18 protein-coding genes are annotated in these 17,591 nt (G+C 52.5%); 9 read left to right on the top strand and 9 right to left on the bottom strand.

Features of this window, described 5'->3' with window-relative positions:
* Positions 1-16: 16 nt before the first annotated feature.
* Positions 17-1,009, bottom strand: coding sequence for a hypothetical protein (locus R70331_RS30325; RefSeq protein WP_156131077.1), 993 nt, complete (start codon positions 1,007-1,009; stop codon positions 17-19).
* 453 nt (positions 1,010-1,462) lie between these two features.
* Between R70331_RS30325 and R70331_RS30320 the strand changes: the two genes are divergently transcribed.
* Both R70331_RS30320 and R70331_RS05035 read left to right on the top strand, forming a co-directional pair.
* Positions 1,463-2,098, top strand: coding sequence for a helix-turn-helix transcriptional regulator (locus tag R70331_RS30320; protein ID WP_052418920.1), 636 nt, complete (start codon positions 1,463-1,465; stop codon positions 2,096-2,098).
* A 27-nt stretch (positions 2,099-2,125) separates the two neighbouring features.
* Positions 2,126-3,064, top strand: coding sequence for a metallophosphoesterase family protein (locus R70331_RS05035; protein ID WP_042173412.1), 939 nt, complete (start codon positions 2,126-2,128; stop codon positions 3,062-3,064).
* A gap of 65 nt (positions 3,065-3,129) precedes the next feature.
* Here R70331_RS05035 and R70331_RS05030 read toward each other — a convergent pair whose 3' ends face one another.
* The 5 genes from R70331_RS05030 to R70331_RS05010 form a co-directional block, all read right to left on the bottom strand.
* Positions 3,130-4,098 (bottom strand): sugar phosphate isomerase/epimerase family protein, encoded by a 969-nt coding sequence (locus tag R70331_RS05030; protein ID WP_042173410.1) that lies wholly within the window; start codon positions 4,096-4,098, stop codon positions 3,130-3,132.
* A complete protein-coding gene (locus tag R70331_RS05025) occupies positions 4,099-4,830 on the bottom strand; it encodes a ThuA domain-containing protein (RefSeq protein ID WP_042173408.1) in 732 nt (243 codons plus the stop codon).
* Between the two features lie 61 nt (positions 4,831-4,891).
* Complete coding sequence (locus R70331_RS05020; RefSeq protein ID WP_042173406.1) at positions 4,892-5,971, bottom strand: Gfo/Idh/MocA family protein; 1,080 nt, start codon at positions 5,969-5,971, stop codon at positions 4,892-4,894.
* 40 nt (positions 5,972-6,011) lie between these two features.
* Positions 6,012-6,935: a helix-turn-helix transcriptional regulator gene (locus tag R70331_RS05015; protein WP_042173404.1), complete on the bottom strand. Its 924-nt coding sequence runs from the start codon at positions 6,933-6,935 to the stop codon at positions 6,012-6,014.
* Between the two features lie 236 nt (positions 6,936-7,171).
* Complete coding sequence (locus R70331_RS05010) at positions 7,172-7,633, bottom strand: NanQ anomerase/TabA/YiaL family protein (RefSeq protein ID WP_231576486.1); 462 nt, start codon at positions 7,631-7,633, stop codon at positions 7,172-7,174.
* Positions 7,634-8,016: 383 nt separating this feature from the next.
* Between R70331_RS05010 and R70331_RS05005 the strand changes: the two genes are divergently transcribed.
* Positions 8,017-8,628 (top strand): hypothetical protein, encoded by a 612-nt coding sequence (locus R70331_RS05005; protein WP_042173400.1) that lies wholly within the window; start codon positions 8,017-8,019, stop codon positions 8,626-8,628.
* A 27-nt stretch (positions 8,629-8,655) separates the two neighbouring features.
* Here the strand turns inward: R70331_RS05005 and R70331_RS05000 are convergent, their stop codons facing one another.
* A complete protein-coding gene (locus R70331_RS05000; RefSeq protein ID WP_231576407.1) occupies positions 8,656-9,189 on the bottom strand; it encodes an NUDIX domain-containing protein in 534 nt (177 codons plus the stop codon).
* Between the two features lie 192 nt (positions 9,190-9,381).
* Between R70331_RS05000 and R70331_RS04995 the strand changes: the two genes are divergently transcribed.
* Positions 9,382-10,119 carry a glycerophosphodiester phosphodiesterase gene (locus R70331_RS04995; protein WP_042173397.1) on the top strand — a complete coding sequence of 246 codons (738 nt, stop codon included), beginning with the start codon at positions 9,382-9,384 and terminating at the stop codon, positions 10,117-10,119.
* A gap of 109 nt (positions 10,120-10,228) precedes the next feature.
* Here R70331_RS04995 and R70331_RS30315 read toward each other — a convergent pair whose 3' ends face one another.
* The gene (locus R70331_RS30315) at positions 10,229-11,080 is read right to left on the bottom strand and encodes a GGDEF domain-containing protein (protein ID WP_052418919.1); all 852 of its coding nucleotides are present in this window, start codon (positions 11,078-11,080) and stop codon (positions 10,229-10,231) included.
* Positions 11,081-11,246: 166 nt separating this feature from the next.
* The gene (locus R70331_RS04985) at positions 11,247-11,837 is read right to left on the bottom strand and encodes a histidine phosphatase family protein (protein WP_442950566.1); all 591 of its coding nucleotides are present in this window, start codon (positions 11,835-11,837) and stop codon (positions 11,247-11,249) included.
* Between the two features lie 213 nt (positions 11,838-12,050).
* On the opposite strand from R70331_RS04985, the gene R70331_RS04980 reads away from it, so the two are divergent.
* The 5 genes from R70331_RS04980 to R70331_RS04960 all read left to right on the top strand — a co-directional run bounded on the left by R70331_RS04980 (position 12,051) and on the right by R70331_RS04960 (position 17,584).
* Entirely contained in the window at positions 12,051-13,208 is a 1,158-nt protein-coding gene (locus R70331_RS04980) for a phosphodiester glycosidase family protein (protein WP_042182165.1), read from the top strand.
* 173 nt (positions 13,209-13,381) lie between these two features.
* Entirely contained in the window at positions 13,382-15,013 is a 1,632-nt protein-coding gene (locus R70331_RS04975; protein ID WP_052418918.1) for a spore germination protein, read from the top strand.
* Complete coding sequence (locus R70331_RS04970; RefSeq protein WP_042173394.1) at positions 15,010-16,113, top strand: GerAB/ArcD/ProY family transporter; 1,104 nt, start codon at positions 15,010-15,012, stop codon at positions 16,111-16,113. Before R70331_RS04975 ends, R70331_RS04970 begins: the two co-directional genes overlap by 4 nt.
* Positions 16,110-17,342 carry a Ger(x)C family spore germination protein gene (locus tag R70331_RS04965; RefSeq protein WP_042173392.1) on the top strand — a complete coding sequence of 411 codons (1,233 nt, stop codon included), beginning with the start codon at positions 16,110-16,112 and terminating at the stop codon, positions 17,340-17,342. Before R70331_RS04970 ends, R70331_RS04965 begins: the two co-directional genes overlap by 4 nt.
* A gap of 8 nt (positions 17,343-17,350) precedes the next feature.
* Positions 17,351-17,584: a hypothetical protein gene (locus R70331_RS04960; protein ID WP_042173391.1), complete on the top strand. Its 234-nt coding sequence runs from the start codon at positions 17,351-17,353 to the stop codon at positions 17,582-17,584.
* The last annotated feature ends 7 nt before the right edge of the window (positions 17,585-17,591 follow it).

Genomic DNA, 17,591 nt, shown 5'->3' with positions numbered 1-17,591 from the left:
CAATCGCTAAGGTTACTTATACCAGAGCCCTGGCTGAAGAATCTGTGATCCGGGACAGCAGTTCGGAATCCAAGATACCTTTACCTCTGACAGAAACCATACGACATGTTGATAGTGCATCTGACAGCTGCTGAATTTTTGGCAGCATAACATCAGAACTTGCCGGTTTAATAAAGTGATTCCAGCCGTTTAAAGGGTTATTTGCTGTTATTTCTACATGCTCGGTCACAAGCCTTGGATCCGACTCCTGAATGACACCCGTTTCCTCCGAAGCAAGAACATCCGGCAATAAAACTGCCTGCAGAGGCATGGGCCCCGCAATAAACTGAAAATCAAATACCTTCTCGAGAAGATGCGGAGAGAATAATATCTTTGCCTCCGGCTTGGCAGGATCCAATTCATAACCTTCTGCCTTTAACATTTCTGCTAACCGAGGGTACTTTAATATCGTTCCAAAGCCCAGACTCGGATAATCCGGCCAGCCGTACGCTTGAATTTCTCCATCATTGATACGCAAAAACAATTTGTCGCCGGAAACAAATTTGTATTGGTGATCCACAAGAAGCTCCAGCAGGAAGGTGGACTTTCCGGCGCCCTTTCTTCCTACTACCGCTATTATCTTCTCACCGTCGCTGGCAGCAGATGCATGTAAAACCAGCGTACCCCTGTACTCCTCCAGACGAATAAAAAGGTCACGGATCAAGTCAATGACTTGAATGTACGATCGTTCAGAGATATATAAATGAATCCTGCGGTGATGTTCCTCAAACAAAATAGCTGTCCCTGTATGCTCCGACAGTATCATTTCCTTCCCTGCCTCCGGCAGGCCTCTTAATCCATAGAGATGGAATTCCGGATACTTGTTTCTACGGATCAGTACTTCTTCCCATTCCAGGTTCTTGATATTAAGCTCTGCATAAGAATGCACAAATACAGATGCTTCTGCCGAGGCCGGCCGGCCGGGAGTCAGGCTTAAATGGGTCGTGAAAAACCGGAAAATGTTCTCCATCAGCGGGATACATTCCGTATCCACATCAATGCCCAAAACAGAATCCATAAATTTCATAGAGTATGATCGAGGTTCTGCCACATTTCATCCACCTTTTATAATTGTTATTTTAACCAAATTTAGTCAGCTGTAGTTTACAATAAATTTACATAGTAATCTATAACCTCTGTAAAATTAGAAATTATATGTAAATATATTAGTAATTACGCTAAAACGTCTAAAGATTTATTATTTGAAATTGATACAGTTGAGAAGTCATTTTTATCCTGCTATAGTATGGAAAATATTACTTTTTAGTGGTGAAATATGAAAATATTAATATATTCTAAGTTTGAGCGTATTTTACCCCCCGAAGAATCATTCAGTTGCTGTTCCTGGGGCCAGAACACTGTCACGCTTGTATACACATTCTCAGATTTGCATGTAAATGCAAAAGGAAGAAAGGCATTTTTAATGGAAGCCGGCACTTTAATGTTCTGCAAGGATTGTGAATTTACAAATCATAGTTCGCAATACTTAAAGCTGATCGGCATCACCTTCTCTGTGTATAATTTTCTCTTGCATCCTTCCATTTTTCTGTTGTCGTTGCCCTCCCCTCTCCTTCGTGAGCTGGCGTTGGACATTCTCCATTCCCCGCTCATACCCGAGAATATTGAAGCTGAGGATAAGCTTGCCTTGCTTATCCGGCAGTGTTCAGAATCTTGCCTGCCGCCCCCACCGCTGACGGAGCACTGGAGCGAGGACAAGAGTCTGGATGTCAGGATGGTCTATGTGTACCGGTACATCCGTAAGCATTATAACGAACCGTTGACTCTAGACTTATTAGCGAACCTTGTCACTTATAATCCGGTCTATCTAAGCAATAAATTCACAAAAATATTTAAAGTGTCGCCGTTACGCTTTTTACAATCCGTTCGTATAAAAAAAGCTCAAGAGCTGTTAATCGATACCAAACTTTCTGTCTGTGATATCGGCAAAGCCGTCGGCTATTTGACATCTTCACAATTTTGCATTGTTTTCAAAAAAAATGTGTCCCTTACTCCATATCAATTTCGGATTAACTCACAGCTAAAAAAAATAAACAATTGATTTGCTGAAGAATAAGGAGGTCTCTCCATGAACAACCTGTCATTCCGCCCGGACGGAACATTCACCATCGTCCAGTTTACCGATTTGCACTGGAGCGAAACGGAGCACGATAAACGCACTGCACTGTTAATGAAGGATATTTTACATAACATAAGGCCGGATTTGGTACTGTTTACAGGGGACGTTATCCATTATGAGGATTGCCCCGATCCGGTTACAGCCTACAGCCATGCAGTAGCCGCTGTTATTGAAGCCGGCGTACCGTGGGCGGCTGTTTTCGGCAATCATGATGCCGGACACTCACTCTCCGTTAAGCATGAACTGCTCCGCCTGCAGCAGGCCAGCCCGCATTGCCTGACGGAGGAAGGACCGGAGCTGGGCAACCGTTTAGGGCATACGGTTATCCTGCTGCATTCCGCCGAAGAAGCCCCGTCTGCGGCCCTTTATTTATTTGATTCCGGGAGCAATGCAGTACACCCGCCCGGGGGCTTCGAGTGGATCACCCAGGGGCAAATCGCCTGGTATCTGGAGCACTCGGCTGCGCTTGCAGAAGCGAACAACGGGCAGAGCGTACCCTCTCTTGCTTTTTTGCATATTCCCCTGCCGGAATACAATGAATTGTGGGACTATAATGTATGTTACGGACACAATTACGAAGGGATGGGCTGTGCCAAGGTGAACTCCGGTTTATTCGCAGCCTTCGTGGAAAGGCAGGATGTCAAAGGGGTCTTCTGCGGGCATGATCACGTGAATGACTTCTGGGGAGAACTGCACGGCATCCGCCTGCATTATGGGCGGGCTACCGGCTATAACAGTTATGGACGCGAGGGATTTCCGCGGGGAACGCGGGTAATTCAACTGCGGGAGAACGGGGCTGCCTTCAGCAGCTGGCTTATGCTGGAAGACGGCGAAGTGCAGCTTACGCAGCCTGAGCATCAGCCGGAGAAGGTGTGGAAGCGGATTTAATATCAATGCGAACCGGCGCCAAAAATCCGTTCCCATGCGGGAACGGATTTTTGACTAGCAATAGATTATGCCCACCACATGTCAATGGGCTGCTCGCGGATCAGGATCGACTGCAGGTTGGTAACGGCACGCTGGAAGCCTTCGTCCACTGACATCAGCGGGTCCTCATGCTCGATGCTTACTACATAATCATAGCCGTAGGTACGCAGTGCGCTCATCATATCCGACCACTCGGACAGGCTGTGACCGCAGCCGACGGAGCGGAACGTCCACGCCCGGGTCTGCACATCGCCGTAAGGCTGCATATCGGTCAGGCCGTACATGTTAATGTTATCCTGATCGAGATAGGTATCCTTGGCATGGAAGTGATGGATCGCTCCGGCCTTGCCGAGAATCTTGATTGCGCCAACCGGATCAATTCCCTGCCACCACAGATGGCTAGGATCAAGGTTAGCCCCGATAGCGTCACAGGTCGCTTCTCTCAGCTTCAGAATCGTGTAAGGCGTATGGCACAGGAAGCCGCCGTGCAGCTCGATGCCAATCTTCACGCCATGCTCCTCCGCCAGCTTGCCGATCTCCTTCCAGTACGGAATCAGCTTCTGCTCCCACTGCCAGGTCAGAATGTCGCTGTACACGGTAGGCCAAGGCGATACCGGCCAGTTCGGCGCTTTGGCATCCTCGCTGTCTCCGGCGGTGCCGGAGAACGTATTAACGACCTGAACCCCCATCAGCGAAGCCAGCTTGATTGACTTGCGCAGAATTTCATCACCCTGACGGGCTTCTTCCTTGTCAGGTGAGATCGGGTTGTTGTGACAGCTGAATGCGCTGATCATAATACCGCGGCTAGTGAATTTTTCCAGGTAAGCCTTGCGTGCTTCTCCGCTAGCCAGCAGCTCGTCAGTCGGGCAGTGCGGATTGCCAGGGTTACCGCCTGAGCCGATCTCTACGGCATTCAGGCCGGCGGCCGCGATTTTATCGAGCATCTCATCAAGAGTCAAACTTCCGAATACGGGATCAAATACGCCTAATTTCATTTATACGCCCACCTTTTCGCGAATTGGCTCCAGAGCCTGGGAATGGCCGTACACCGGATAATCGCGCTTGGTTGGTGCGCACCAGTTTACGCCGTTGATGATAACCTGTTGAATTTCTTTATGGTAATACGTCGGATAAGATTCATGGCCCGGCTGGAAGTAAAAGATTTTGCCGCTGCCGCGCCGGTAGGTCGAGCCGCTCGGGAACACGTTGCCGCCCTCGAACCAGCCGACAAAGATCAGGCTCTCCGGTGCCGGTACATCAAAATGCGCCCCGTACATCTCTTCCTGCTCCAGATCGATATATTCGCCGATGCCTTCGGCAATCGGATGGCTCGGGTCCATCACCCAGAGGCGTTCCTTCTCGCCCGCTTCGCGCCATTTCAGATCACAGCTGGTGCCCATCAGCTTCATGAAGATTCTGGACATATGGCCGGAGTGCAGCACAATCAGCCCCATTCCCTGCAGCACACGGTTATAGACCCGGCTTACGATCTCGTCGCTGACCTCCTGATGGGCAATATGGCCCCACCATACCAGTACATCTGTGTTATCCAGCACTTCTTCTGTCAGTCCGTGCTCCGGTTCATCCAGTGTCGCTGTAGCTGTATCGAACCCGGCATCCTCCAGAAATCCGGCAATCTGGGTATGGATGCCCAGCGGATAGACCTGGCGGATACGCTCTTCCTGCAGCTCATGACGGTACTCATTCCATACGGTTACTCTTGTCACTATAGGACACACTCCTAAATGGATCTTTATTAATGAAACTAAATGTTCAAGTTCAACTTACTTATTCCTCAAAAAATACCGGCATCCCTGTCTCGGACGACTTGTAGATCGCCTCCAGAATCCGGGTTACCACCAGCGCCTGCTCCGGTTTAACAACCGGCTCTGTATCATTAATGATGCTGTCGATCCACTGCGTGGCTTCAACCAGCGCCGGATCTTCGCCTGCACCGTCGTAGAAGTCAACGCCGGCAGCATCCAGGCCGATGTGCTTCTCGAACGTTTTGCCGTACTCTTCACCATTGATGCGCAGGCCTTTTTCCATGTCGGCTCCACCCTCTGTCCCGCAAAGCGTTGTCTTTGCTTCACCGACATCCAGGGTATTCAGCGCCCAGCTGGCTTCGAGCACAATGGTCGCCCCGTTCTGCATGGTAATGAAGCCGATTGCCGAATCCTCTACTGTGAATTTCTCCGGGTCCCACGGGCCCCAGGCGTTGGCGGCATTTTTGCGGCCTGACAGCTTGTGGTAAGCATTGCCTACCGCATATTTCGGTTTGTAATTATCCATCATCCACAGCGTCAGGTCGAGCGCATGGGTGCCGATATCGATCAGCGGACCGCCACCCTGGGCCTCCTCATCCAGGAATACGCCCCAAGTCGGCACCGCACGTCGGCGGATCGCCTTGGCTTTGGCGTAGTAGATTTCGCCGAGGTCGTTATTTTCACATACCTTATGCAGGTAAGCCGAATCCGATCTGAAACGGTTCTGGTAGCCGATGGTCAGCTTTTTGCCGGTACGCTTAGCTGCATCAATCATCGCCTGTGCTTCAGCGGTAGTCTTTGCCATCGGCTTCTCGCACATCACGTGCTTGCCGGCCTCCATCGAGGCGATCGAAATTTCCGCATGGGAAATGTTCGGTGTACACACATGGATTACATCTATATTGGTATCTTTCAGCAGCTCTTTATAGTCTGTGTAGACCGCTGCGTCCGCATCTCCAAATTCTGCTTTGGCCTGCTCGGCCCGTTCAGGTACGATATCGCAAAAAGCAACCATGACAGCGCCTTCCACTTTGCTCAGAGCCGGCATATGCTTGCCGGTTGCGATGCCCCCGCAGCCGATAATTCCCACTTTTAAAGTCATTCTCTATTTCCCTCCAACGAATGTTGTGAACTCTCTGCCTCTAATCATACAAATCCTGCGAAGCGCTTTCTTCCTGCATTCTTGCCCTGTTATTCCCGAATATTGTCCTGTGATATTTCAGCGGCGAAATACCGGTTGCCGACTTAAAAAAATGATGAAAGGTCTTCACGCTGCCAAACCCGGCGGCTTCAGCAACAGCAGACATCGGCAGATCCTCATTGAGCAGAATCCATTTGGCTTTGTTCAGCCGGTATTCATTGAGGAAGGCGACGAAGGTCATGCCGGTGTGCTTTTTGAACAGCTTGGTAAAATAATACGGACTGAAGCCCATATGACCGGCTACCTCATTAAGGGTGATCTGCTCCTGGTAATGCTGCTCAACATAGATAAAAATCCGTTCCAGACGCTCCATCATTTCCCGGGACTGTGACAGGGTATCCTCTGAAAATTTCGGCAGCCTGCCTGCGTTATTCCTGGGAACCTCGCGCATAATCACGGTCAGCAGCTCAAATAGACGGGCTTTGATCAGATAGGCATAGCCTTCCCCCCGCCGGGTGTCCTCTTCATATATACTTTCAATCAGTCCGATGATCCGCCCGGCCGTCTCCTGAGGCCAGCCTGAGCTGGAATGCTCCATCGCCGTAAACACCTCGCGCAGCGAGAAATCAGTTCCGCAGGTAGCCGCCAGCTCCTGAAACAAATTCAGGTCGAACTGGAGAACTACCCGTTCGCTCTCCGGCGAAGCAAGAAAATAATGCACGTCTCCCCCGTTGATAAATTGCACTTCCCCCTGCTCCATGCGGATTGGAGTATCATTTATTCCCAGATTTAGTCTTCCTTTAGTTACGTAAATCATTTCAATTTCTTTATGCCAGTGCGGATAGCAGAGCTCATCCCCGCCGCAGATCAGGCTACGGAAAGGAAAATGCTTGTCCACATCCGGAAGCTCGAGATAGATGCTCATAAGCGCGGCTCCTTACGTGTGGTTCTTTTACCGGATCATGGTAATCCGTGAACCGGTTACGGTAATCGTACCTTATCCCTGTGAGTAAAAACAAATTGCACGCGGCAAGGCCTTTGCCAAGATACTTACTCGGCGCCCATGCAGGGTTCCCCTCCGAACGCAAAAAGCCCGGAGTCCACAGGACCCGGGTTTCTTTGCAGCGCCTTACAGTAGCTTGACCGCTTTATTAGGAGCTGCTACAGCTTAATCTTCAGCACAACCTTTCGCACCGCTTCCTTGCTCCCGGCTTCGATGCCGGTCATGTGGCCGTCCTGCGGATAGCAGACCACCAGCGCTCCAGGGCCTGCGGTTACCGCAGACTGCAGCTCACCAGTGAAGAACACTGCGTCCTTCTCGGCACTGTATTCCTCTTTTACCTCCAGCTGTTCAATGGCCGCATAGCCGATCCGCTCTGTGCCTTCCAGAATGTAGTGGAGGTCCAGATTAATCCGGTGCGCTTCCCAGAAGCAATCCCCGGCAGCCTTCGTGTCATATTCATTAATGAAGTAGAACATATTCTCATCGACTTCATGGCGTCCTGCGGCCTGTCCGCTGAAATCCGTGTCCCGCAAAAAATGCAGCCCTGCCTTAATTTTCTCTCCGTATGCTGCCTCATTCTCAAGTAAATGTCCCAGTGTGTCTACGATCAAGCCGATCATCTCCTGCATTCTCTGATTTATTGCCGCTACTGCAGCATACAAAAAAGAATAATGGATTCCATACGCCGCAGCTATGCATTTGTTCACGCTTACCCGGCATATTCTTTTAATAGAGTGACGATGAGGACGATTAGCCCCGCTATCCGAAAGTTCCCGCCGCTATTGAATCTATTTAGGTGGAGATCCGCCAACTAATTCTTCGCTGAACCGGATCATAAGTGAATTAGCGGGCAAAACGCCAGCTAATTTCGGTGATATGGGCTTCTGAGCGATAAATCCTCCAAAATAGATGGCGTTGTTCCATCTAATGGTTGTAAATGCTGAAGCAAGCTGGGATTAAGTGGACTCTATCCAACTAAACAGTCTAGGAGGCTTGATAGAAAATGCTGATCTTCCTTATGTACATGTTCGCCGCGCTGGGAATAGGCCTGCTGCTGGCAGCAGCGGTGCTGAAGCTCCGGCTCTCCCATCCCTCATCCGATCTGACCAGGCTGGCCCGGGCGCTCAGCTCCTATCAGCTGGCCTTCCCCCGGCGGTATGTCACACCTGACCAGTCACATATGATCGCTCTTGATGAAGCCGGCAGAACGCTGGCCATCGGCAGCTGTAATCCAGGCAGGGCAGAGCATGCAACCGCGCAGCTGTACACGTATGATACGATACTGGGATCAGAGATTGTTGAGAATGCCCTCACCCTCACCAAGGCCAGCAAGACAAGCCGGATTACAACCAGCGCTGGTAAACCCGGGTACGGCTTCAACCGTCATGACGCTGCACGAAATACTGGAACGCCCGCAGACTCCAGCCCGCCAGATGCAGAGGAGATCAAGGAGCTCACACTCCGAATCTATCTCAGCAGTGCCGATACGCCGGTCCTGTCCATCCCTTTTCTGCCAAACCTTGCTCCTTCCAAAAAAACAGATCCGGAATACTCTCAGGCATTCACTGAGGTTCAGCATGTGCATGAAGCGCTCCTGAAGATCCTCTCAGCGTAGGTAAAATGCCGTCAGCTCCGGCTTGGTTCAGCGGACCGGAAAGGTCAGGCTATCGAGCGTCTTACCCTGCTGCAGCCTGGCGATAATGTTGAGCAGAAAACGCTCTGCCAGGCTGCCCTGCATAATGGCTTTCTCCGCTTCCTCCAGAGTGAACCAGGCCGCATGATCCAGCTCTTCGCTGATTCCGCTCAGATCCTCTGAGTCCGCCACACTCATATAATTCAGCATAAGCGTATTGGACGGCGCAAAATATTCACTCCGCATATATTCGTAAGCGATGATATCCAGCCCGGCTTCTTCCTTCACCTCGCGGATCAGGGTCTCCTCGGCGTTCTCCCCTTTATTCACGTAGCCTGCGAGCAGGATATAGTGTTTGCGGTTATACTGCTGGATCAGCAGAATTTTGTTCATCTCGCGGTTCAGGACCGCAGTGCTCATCGCCGTACTGAACACCGGGAATCTGAACACCCCGCATTCCCCGCAAAAAGGCACCTCCCCCTCCCCGTTACATTCCTTCAAGACCAGCTTGGTTCCGCATTCCAGACAAAAATTCAAATCCATCTCTTCTTTCTATGTATGTTATAAGCAGTCTGAACTTATTGTAGTCCATTCCGTCAGCCCTGTGTAAAATTTGCAGCGGCCAGCATCCTTTTGCGTTAAGCGGACAGGGTTTGCTGCCCTCATGTGGAATTAGTGAACAGGCGCCTGTACAATCAGGAGTAATGAAATCAATAAGCTGGAGGGAAACGTCACATGAACAGCATTATCAACTTTGCACACCGCGGGGCCTCTGCAGTCTGCCCGGAGAATACGATGGCGGCATTCCGCAAGGGGCTGGAGCTGGGAGCAACCGGAATTGAAACGGATGTCCAGCTGTCACTTGACGGAGGGCTGGTGATTATACATGATGAGGGCCTTAAGCGCACTACCGGGGCTGATGGCTATGTAAAGGACAAGACACTTAGCCAGCTGCTGGAGCTGGATGCAGGTTCGTGGTTCGGGCCGGAGTTCGCGGGAGAACGCCTGCCGGTGCTGGAGGAGCTGCTGGATCTGCTGAAGGACCGGGATACGGTGCTGAACATTGAGCTGAAGAACGGGATTTTTATGTATCCGGGAATGGAAGAAAAGGTTATCGCCGCCGTGCGGGATTACGGTATGAGCGAGCGGGTCGTTCTGTCGAGCTTCAACCATTATTCATTGGCTCACTGCAAATCGCTTGCACCGGAGATCCGCACGGGAATTCTATATTCGGAAGGCTTATTCCGTCCTTGGAATTATGCCGCCACCCTGAATGCCGATGCGCTGCACGCTTATCACTTTGCCGTACTGCCTGAGTTTGTTGCTGAAGCAGCGGAGCTGGGCAAGGCCTATCATCCCTGGACCGTCAATGATCCGCAGCGGATGAACGATTTAATAGATGCCGGAGTTGCCGGTATCATTACCGATTATCCGGATGTGCTGGCCGGACTGCTGGCTGGCAGACAAGCTTAATATCCGGCACAAAGAGTCCGGGCGGCCGCGCCGGTACAACGGCTGCGCTCCCGGACTCTTTGTGTTTTAACAGCGACTGCACTATACTTCACAGCACATGGCTTGCTGCTTAATTCGCTTTGGTTCTGCCCAGCCAGTTCACCGGCTGAATAACATTGCTTTGCTTGTGAACTGCATAACGCCCTCTGCCCAGCTGCTTGGCTGTATACATTGCTGAATCGGCTTCCTTCAGCAGGCGGATCGGATCGACAGTTCCCTGGCTCGCTGTAATGCCGATGCTTGCTGAGACGAATAACTCGTGCTGCTCAAGCTGGTAGTTACGGGTTGTGCTCTCCAGCACCTTTAAAGCCAGCTGTTCAGCTTCCCTATAGCTGCATCGCTTCGCTATAATCACGAATTCATCACCGCCGACCCGGAATATATGCCGTTTTCCCTTGCTGGAGAACTGCTGCAATGAACCGCCTACGGCCTGCAGCAGCAAATCGCCGATATGATGGCCGAGCTTGTCGTTGATCGACTTGAAGCGGTTCAGATCAAGATATAGCACGGCAAGCTGCTCACCGGACTTGCAGTGATTCCAGAAGTGATCCATGCCGTTCTTATTGAACAGGCCGGTCAGGCTGTCCCTGTAGGCCAGCTCCTTTAGCTGTTCACGCTCGGCCAGCATCTGGCTGATACGGTGGAACAGCCAGATCATCAGGGCCAGGGTCAGCGCATAAAGCGACAAAGGGATTAGCAGACCGCTGCCCGTAAGGCTAATTCCCGGTACAGCTTGTACACCAAACATATGCATGCCCGATATCCCGCCGGTGAGCATAAGAATGACCAGGCTCGTGCGCAGGGCACGGGCCTTTGGGCCTTTGTCCGCCAAATAGTATCCGGCCCGCAGCACGGAATAAGCTGTACCTGCCGCCAGCAGAACAGAGAGTAATGCAAACATATAATTTCGCGCTTCTTCCATTTAAGGAGCACTCCCTTTTGCTACTAAATAAGTAGGATCATTGTCGCGTATGTGATTTGTATCTGTATTACACTTATTATCGGCAGGTAAGGCCCGTTTCTCAATGGAATCTTTTGGATGACAATACAGGCAGATCAGCAATGAATATGCTGAACCGGCGGTTCTGTTATCCGGCGGATTCCCCGTGATGCTTCACACAATTGTAAAGCTCGCAGGTCCACGTCTCCCCGTCCTTCACAATCCGGGTGAGCGACGTGTTCTTCAGCAGCCGGCTCAGATCAAGCCCGGGCACAAGCCCGCCAAGCGTACTGCGCAGAATTGCGCCATGACTGACCACCAGCACACGCTGGCCGGGATGCAGCGCAGCGACCTCTTCAATAGCCTTGCAGCCTCTCAGACGCCCCGAATCATTATTCTCCAGTCCAAGCTCCAGCGTTTTCCATTCCTGACCCCAGCGCTTTACCCGTTCCTGCTCCGTTGTACCTTCCAGCAGTCCGCCGTCCATCTCGCGGATTCCCGGCAGCAGACCTGCCACCGTAAGGCCGAGTCTGGCTGCAATTACCTCTGCTGTCTGCCTGGCTCTAATCATATCACTCGAGTAGACCAGCTCCCACTCCTCACCGCTAAGCCGTTCAGCAAGCTCTGCCGCCTGCAATAGGCCCTCTTCATCGAGCGGATTATCCGTGCGGCCCTGAATACGGCCTTCTTTATTCCATAAGGTGCTGCCGTGCCGGATCAGGCCTATAGTTGTTATCATGGATACAAACCGCCTTTGTGCAAAATAAAATAGAATAACTAAATTATATACGAACGGCCCTTAAGGCGCATGTGTCTGGTCACTCTAATGAAATCTCCGGTAATTGACGATAAATATTGGCAGAGCCATGACTCCGGTACATCATTCTGGGGCAGGTTCCATATTCATCCTGATATACAGGAAATACGTACTATGCTAAAGGAGATTCTGTTCATGCTTAAAAAATGCTCCACCCTCTGTCTGATTCTGCTGCTTCTGCTAACCGGTCTGCCGTCCCTGCAGCCTGGTTCCCTGGCCTCCGCTTCAGCAGCCCCAAAAAACGCCGTGTTCGTGGACAAATCCAGCCAGTCGTTCATTCCGCTGCGCTTCCTGAACGGCCTGTTCGGCATCACCTCGGTTCTGAACCCGGCTACAAAGGAAATTGAAATTTCCGGCGGAAATAGCTCCATTCTTCTTACTATGGGCCAAGCCTCCGCTACCGTTAACGGAAAAGCGGTAACTCTTACCGCTCTGCCCTTCAGCGGGAACGGCACGACCTATGTACCGCTGTCTGCCGTGAGTACGGCAATGGGAATCGGTCTGAAATGGAACAAAGAAACAGCTTCCGTTACACTCTCAGCAGCTGGTGAAGAAGCCGTCCTGCCGGTGGTAAGCGGCGCACTGGTCAAGCAGGATGCACCTGCAGCAGTCAGCGGCAAGCATACATATAAGGTTGGCTCCAGATCCTTCAGTGTACAGACTGTAACAGTATCGCTGATGCATCCCTCCGTCCGCCTGGACGCCGTGCTTGCTGGCAACACCGTCGGCAAGACAGAGGCACTTGGCAGCATTGCCAAGCGCAGCGGAGCCGTTGCGGCCATTAACGGAACCTTCTTCGACGCCTATACAAGCGGAGCCTACAAAGCACCCTACGGATATATTGTCAGCGGCGGCAAGATGCTGAAGAACAGCCCCGGCGACAAGCGGGCTGTCTTTGCCTACGACCGCAATCTGCTTGCCGAGCTGATTCCGGGAAGTGAATTCAGCGCGAGGTATCAGAGCGGCAGTATCGAGGGTGCAATCCAGGCAGGCCCAAGGCTGCTGGTCAACGGTGCGGTATCTCTGAATGTTGCCGCCGAAGGCTTCAAGGACCCTAAAATCCTCACCGGCGGCGGTGCCCGCAGTGCTCTGGGCATCACCCGTGACCATAAGCTGATTCTGCTGACGACCGGCGGGGCTACTATCCCGCAACTGGCCCAGATTATGAAGCAGGCCGGCGCTTATCAGGCAATGAATCTGGACGGCGGCGCCTCCAGCGGCCTGTACTTCAACGGTAAGTATCTGACCAGCCCGGGACGACTGATCAGCAACGCGCTTGTCGTCACCAAGTAATCAAATACAAGAATAGCTTCCTGTAATAGGTGTTCCGCCGTCTGATTCAAGACGGCGGAACACCTTTTTTTGTTCATGCCACTATTCCTACAATGCAGGCAGAATAAGGAACGTATGCTCAGGAGATAATACTTCCACCTTATCCAGTTTCCGGTACAAAGGAGGAGAAGCTTTTGACCGCCCGTTCCAGGCAAGGCCGCGAGCAAGACCAAGACCCTGCCGATACTCTTGTCCCTGCCCCCTGTCCGCTCAGCCCGTCGCTTGAAGAAAGCCTGCAGGAGATCATCCGCAGAACCGGCGCAAGCCCTGATATCGTTATCCGCAGATTGACCAACGAATCCTTAAGCCCGCTCCCGCTCGCTTTCATCTATATCGACGGTCTGGTGAACGCGGATCTCGTGAATCAGACTGTTCTGCAGCCGCTGATGGATTATGTCTTACCGGAGAACAGTTCCGTCACCGCAGATGACGCCTATCCGCTCGTCAAAGACCGGATGCTGCCGGTCGGCGGCGTTAAGGAAGGCAAGACCATTGAGCATATGCTGGCCTATCTGTTCGAAGGCTACACGCTTATCCTGTTCGGCGGGCTGAGGGTAGCTCTGGCAGCCGATACCTCAGGCTGGGAGAAGCGGAGTATCAATGAGCCAACCTCCCAGGGTGTTATCCGCGGCCCCAAGGAAGGCTTCACCGAAAGTCTGCGGGTCGGCACCTCTATGCTCAGACGCCGGCTCAAAACCTCTGATCTTAGAATAGAAGAATACAAAATCGGACAGCGCACCCAGACCGGTGTAGCCCTCGTCTACCTAGAGGGCCTGGCCAGCGCGGAGGTGCTGGCTGAAATCCGCCGCCGGCTTAACGGAATCATTACCGACAGTATTCTGGAGAGCAATTATATTGAGGAATTCATCCAGGACGGCGGACTGACCCCCTTTCCGACGATTCAGAATACCGAACGCCCTGATGCGGTGGCCGGCGGCATACTGGAGGGCCAGATCGGGATTATTATTGACGGTACTCCCTTTGCCCTGCTGGCGCCCTCCACCTTCTTTAACTTTTTTCAATCCAGTGAGGATTACTACCAGCGTTATGACATCTCGTCCTTCCTGCGGCTGATCCGCTACGGCGCATTTTTCGTATCCATGCTGCTGCCTGCCCTGTATATTGCGGTGACTACCTTTCACCAGGAAATGCTGCCGACCACACTGCTGATCAGCCTGGCTGCCCAGCGGGAAGGTGTACCGTTTCCTGCACTGGCCGAAGCGCTGCTGATGGAGCTGACGTTCGATGTGCTGCGTGAGGCGGGAGTGCGGATGCCGCGGACAATCGGCCCTGCGATCTCCATTGTCGGGGCGCTGGTGCTGGGACAGGCGGCAGTGTCTGCCGGTCTGGTATCGGCGGCGATGGTTATTGTTGTCTCTTTTACAGCAATCTCCAACTTCGTCATTCCGTCCTTGGCCATCGCCAACTCAATACGGCTGATCCGCTTCATGCTGATGCTGACTGCCGCTACACTCGGATTGTTCGGAATCATGTCCTTCATGATGGTGCTGCTGATTCATATGGCCGGCCTGTATTCCTTCGGTGTTCCTTACCTGTCTCCGGTAGCACCGATGATCCCCCGCTATCTCAAGGATATATTTATCCGTGTGCCGCTCTGGAGCATGCCGCTGCGTCCCAAGACATATCTCGGTAAAGAAACCCGCAGGCAGGCGCCGGGCCAGAAGCCGCAATCCCCCGAAGAGCAGCAAAAGAAAGCACAGCTGACCGGCCGGCAAACCGGGCCGCAGGAGGAGGACACGCCATGAACGGAAAAATCGGCACTGCACAGGCAGCTATGCTAGTAATCAACACGATCCTCCCTACGGCTACAGTGGTGCTTCCGGTCATTATCAGCAATTATGCCGAGCAGGATGCTCCCCTGTCTATCATGCTGGCCACCCTGGCCGGACTGATCGTTGCCGCTATTGTGGGGACTGTGATCCGCCTGAATAAAGGCGCTCCCTTTATCCCTTGGGTCGGGGAAAAAAGCTCGCCCGCGGCAGCCGTTATACTAGGCCTGCTTCTGACGCATTTCTATCTGGACACCACCTCCGCCATCCTGCGGGAGTTCGTTAATTTTATAAAAGACAATGTGCTGCTGAACACTCCCGTAACCGTCACGGTCATCCTCATTGTAGTCATTACCATCTACATGGTCAGACAGGGGATCGAATCCATTGCCAGAGTGAACACCATTGTGATGCTGCTGTATGTTTTCTTCGTGCCGCTGTTCCTGTTCGGCCTGATCCAGGAAATGGATGTACATCAGCTGCTGCCGATGTTTGACCATTCGCTGGCGGCACTGACACTGGCCAGCATTACGCCTACCACCTGGATGTCCGAAGTAGCTGTGCTCCTGTTCCTTGCGCCTTATCTCCGGTTTCCGCAAAAAGCATGGCTGGCCGGAGGGACGGGCCTTCTCTTTGTATCCCTGTTGATGATGTTCTCGCTGGTTACCGCCCTGATGGTATTCGGCCCTGAGTTCATTAAGCTTAATGCCTATCCGGGCTTCTCGGCCGCCGGCGTAGTGCATTTCGGCAAGTTTTTTGAGAAGCTGGACATCCTGTTCATTTCTTATTGGGTGATGTCCATCTACCTCAAATTCGCCATCTTCCTGTTTGTAACGGTCGAATGCTTCAAGCAGACCTTCCGGGTAAGCAGCAGCCGGCCGTTTATCGGCGCTCTTGGACTGGTGATTGCCCTGGAGTGCCTGTTCACCTGGCAGAATACGGACAAGCTGAACCTGTATAACAAGGAAGGGCGGTTCGTCACCTTCTTTCTGTTCAATGTGCTCGTGCCGCTGGCAGCAATTCTCCTTCACCGGTTCGGGCGCTCCAAAGCCAAAGCAAAGGAGTGTAAAACATGAAGCTGTGGAAGCAGACCGCCTGGCTGCTGCTCTGCATCCCCCTGCTCTCAGCCCTGCTTACCGGCTGCTGGGATGACCGGGAGCTGAATGAGCTCGGCATTACCTCCGGCTCGGCCTATGACTGGGAAGATAATGAGTGGAAGGCAACCTTTCAGGTCATTAATCCTTCCTCCGGTGCCAGCGGCATGGGCGGCAGCGGCGGCGGCAGCACGACTTCTCCGCCGTTCATCACCTTTACCGTCAAAGGAAGAACTATTATGGAGGCAATTGAGCGGACTAACCTGACCAGCACCCGGGAGATGTTTTTTTCCCACTCGCGAATTACTGTTCTGGGGGAATCGGTGGCAAAGCACGGCATCAACCAACTCATTGATATGTTTCTGCGCAAGCAGGACGCCCGGGAAACAGTGTATGTCTTCTTGTCTCAGGATGGGGCCGGAGATATTCTGGACCAGCTGATGCAGCTGACTAAGAACCAGGGCGCAGGTATCCAGCTGATGATTGAGCAGGAATCCCGGCTGGTCTCTTACTATCCAGGCGTACGGCTCTATGAGCTGGCAATGGCGCTGGCCTCAGAGTCAGGCAGCGCAGTGCTGCCTGAGATCCAGCTGACCGGCAAGCAAATCATGGATGAGACCGGTGAGACGGGCCGGACCGATCTGCCCTCACGCCTGGCGCTTGGCAAGCTGGGTGTGTTGAAAGGGGACAAGCTTATCGGCTGGCTGAGCCAGGAGCAGGCCTTCGGGCTGTCTTTTATGACCGGCAAAGTCAATAGTGCCACCCTCGCCTTCCCCTCCAATCCCAAGGCAGGCGATACGCCGGATGCTTCATTCGTCCTCCAGAACGCCAGCACCACCGTCCGTCCCGTATGGGATAAGGATCACTATATTATGGATATCCGCATTAAGGGCAGCGGCGTATTGTCAGAGCTGGGCAGTGCCATGGATCTCAATGACCGGGCCTCCATAACGGGAATGGAGCAATCCATTGAACAAAAGGTGCTGGAGCTTGTCAACAATTCCTGGACCGAGGTCAGGCAGCTGGGGGCCGATGTCACTGGATTTGCTGTCCGGATTCACCGCAGCGACCGCAAGCGCTGGAAGACAATTGAGCAGGACAAGAGCTGGGACAGCGTCTTCCGTGATATTGAAATCCGGCCGCAGGTCTCCATCAAAATTGAGCGGACCGGGCTCAGCAACAAATCGTTCAAGTCCGTTCAGCAAAAGTAGGAATTGCCATGAAAATCGCCATCACGCTTCTTCTGTATATCCTTGCCTTTATCCTGGGCTGCCGGATGCTGACGGATAAGGGGTACAGGCTGCACCGGCTGTGGTACGGGTGTATTCTTGCCTGGTGCGCTTACGTGAACATCTGCGGGATAACCGGAACGCCTCATATCAGCGTTGCTTCATTCTATACCTCTGTGTTTCAGCCGGCAGGCAGAGTCATCATTGATTGGTTGGGAGGGTGACACAAAC

The sequence above is a fragment of the Paenibacillus sp. FSL R7-0331 genome (assembly GCF_000758645.1).
Classification (GTDB): domain Bacteria; phylum Bacillota; class Bacilli; order Paenibacillales; family Paenibacillaceae; genus Paenibacillus_AQ; species Paenibacillus_AQ camerounensis.
This window is presented reverse-complemented; position numbering and strand designations above follow the sequence as displayed.

Bases quoted from the DNA above. Each gene is read 5' to 3' on its own strand.
- R70331_RS05015 (WP_042173404.1), bottom strand. From the start codon at position 6,935: ATGAGCATCTATCTCGAGCTTCCGGATGTGGACAAGCATTTTCCTTTC.
- R70331_RS05020 (WP_042173406.1), bottom strand. From the start codon at position 5,971: ATGACTTTAAAAGTGGGAATTATCGGCTGCGGGGGCATCGCAACCGGC.
- R70331_RS04970 (WP_042173394.1), top strand. From the start codon at position 15,010: ATGAACGGAAAAATCGGCACTGCACAGGCAGCTATGCTAGTAATCAAC.
- R70331_RS05010 (WP_231576486.1), bottom strand. From the start codon at position 7,633: ATGATCGGCTTGATCGTAGACACACTGGGACATTTACTTGAGAATGAG.
- R70331_RS30315 (WP_052418919.1), bottom strand. From the start codon at position 11,080: ATGGAAGAAGCGCGAAATTATATGTTTGCATTACTCTCTGTTCTGCTG.
- R70331_RS30325 (WP_156131077.1), bottom strand. From the start codon at position 1,009: ATGGAGAACATTTTCCGGTTTTTCACGACCCATTTAAGCCTGACTCCC.
- R70331_RS05035 (WP_042173412.1), top strand. From the start codon at position 2,126: ATGAACAACCTGTCATTCCGCCCGGACGGAACATTCACCATCGTCCAG.
- R70331_RS04960 (WP_042173391.1), top strand. From the start codon at position 17,351: ATGAAAATCGCCATCACGCTTCTTCTGTATATCCTTGCCTTTATCCTG.
- R70331_RS04985 (WP_442950566.1), bottom strand. From the start codon at position 11,837: ATGATAACAACTATAGGCCTGATCCGGCACGGCAGCACCTTATGGAAT.
- R70331_RS04965 (WP_042173392.1), top strand. From the start codon at position 16,110: ATGAAGCTGTGGAAGCAGACCGCCTGGCTGCTGCTCTGCATCCCCCTG.
- R70331_RS05000 (WP_231576407.1), bottom strand. From the start codon at position 9,189: ATGGATTTGAATTTTTGTCTGGAATGCGGAACCAAGCTGGTCTTGAAG.
- R70331_RS04980 (WP_042182165.1), top strand. From the start codon at position 12,051: ATGCTTAAAAAATGCTCCACCCTCTGTCTGATTCTGCTGCTTCTGCTA.
- R70331_RS04995 (WP_042173397.1), top strand. From the start codon at position 9,382: ATGAACAGCATTATCAACTTTGCACACCGCGGGGCCTCTGCAGTCTGC.
- R70331_RS05030 (WP_042173410.1), bottom strand. From the start codon at position 4,098: ATGAAATTAGGCGTATTTGATCCCGTATTCGGAAGTTTGACTCTTGAT.
- R70331_RS05005 (WP_042173400.1), top strand. From the start codon at position 8,017: ATGCTGATCTTCCTTATGTACATGTTCGCCGCGCTGGGAATAGGCCTG.
- R70331_RS30320 (WP_052418920.1), top strand. From the start codon at position 1,463: ATGGAAGCCGGCACTTTAATGTTCTGCAAGGATTGTGAATTTACAAAT.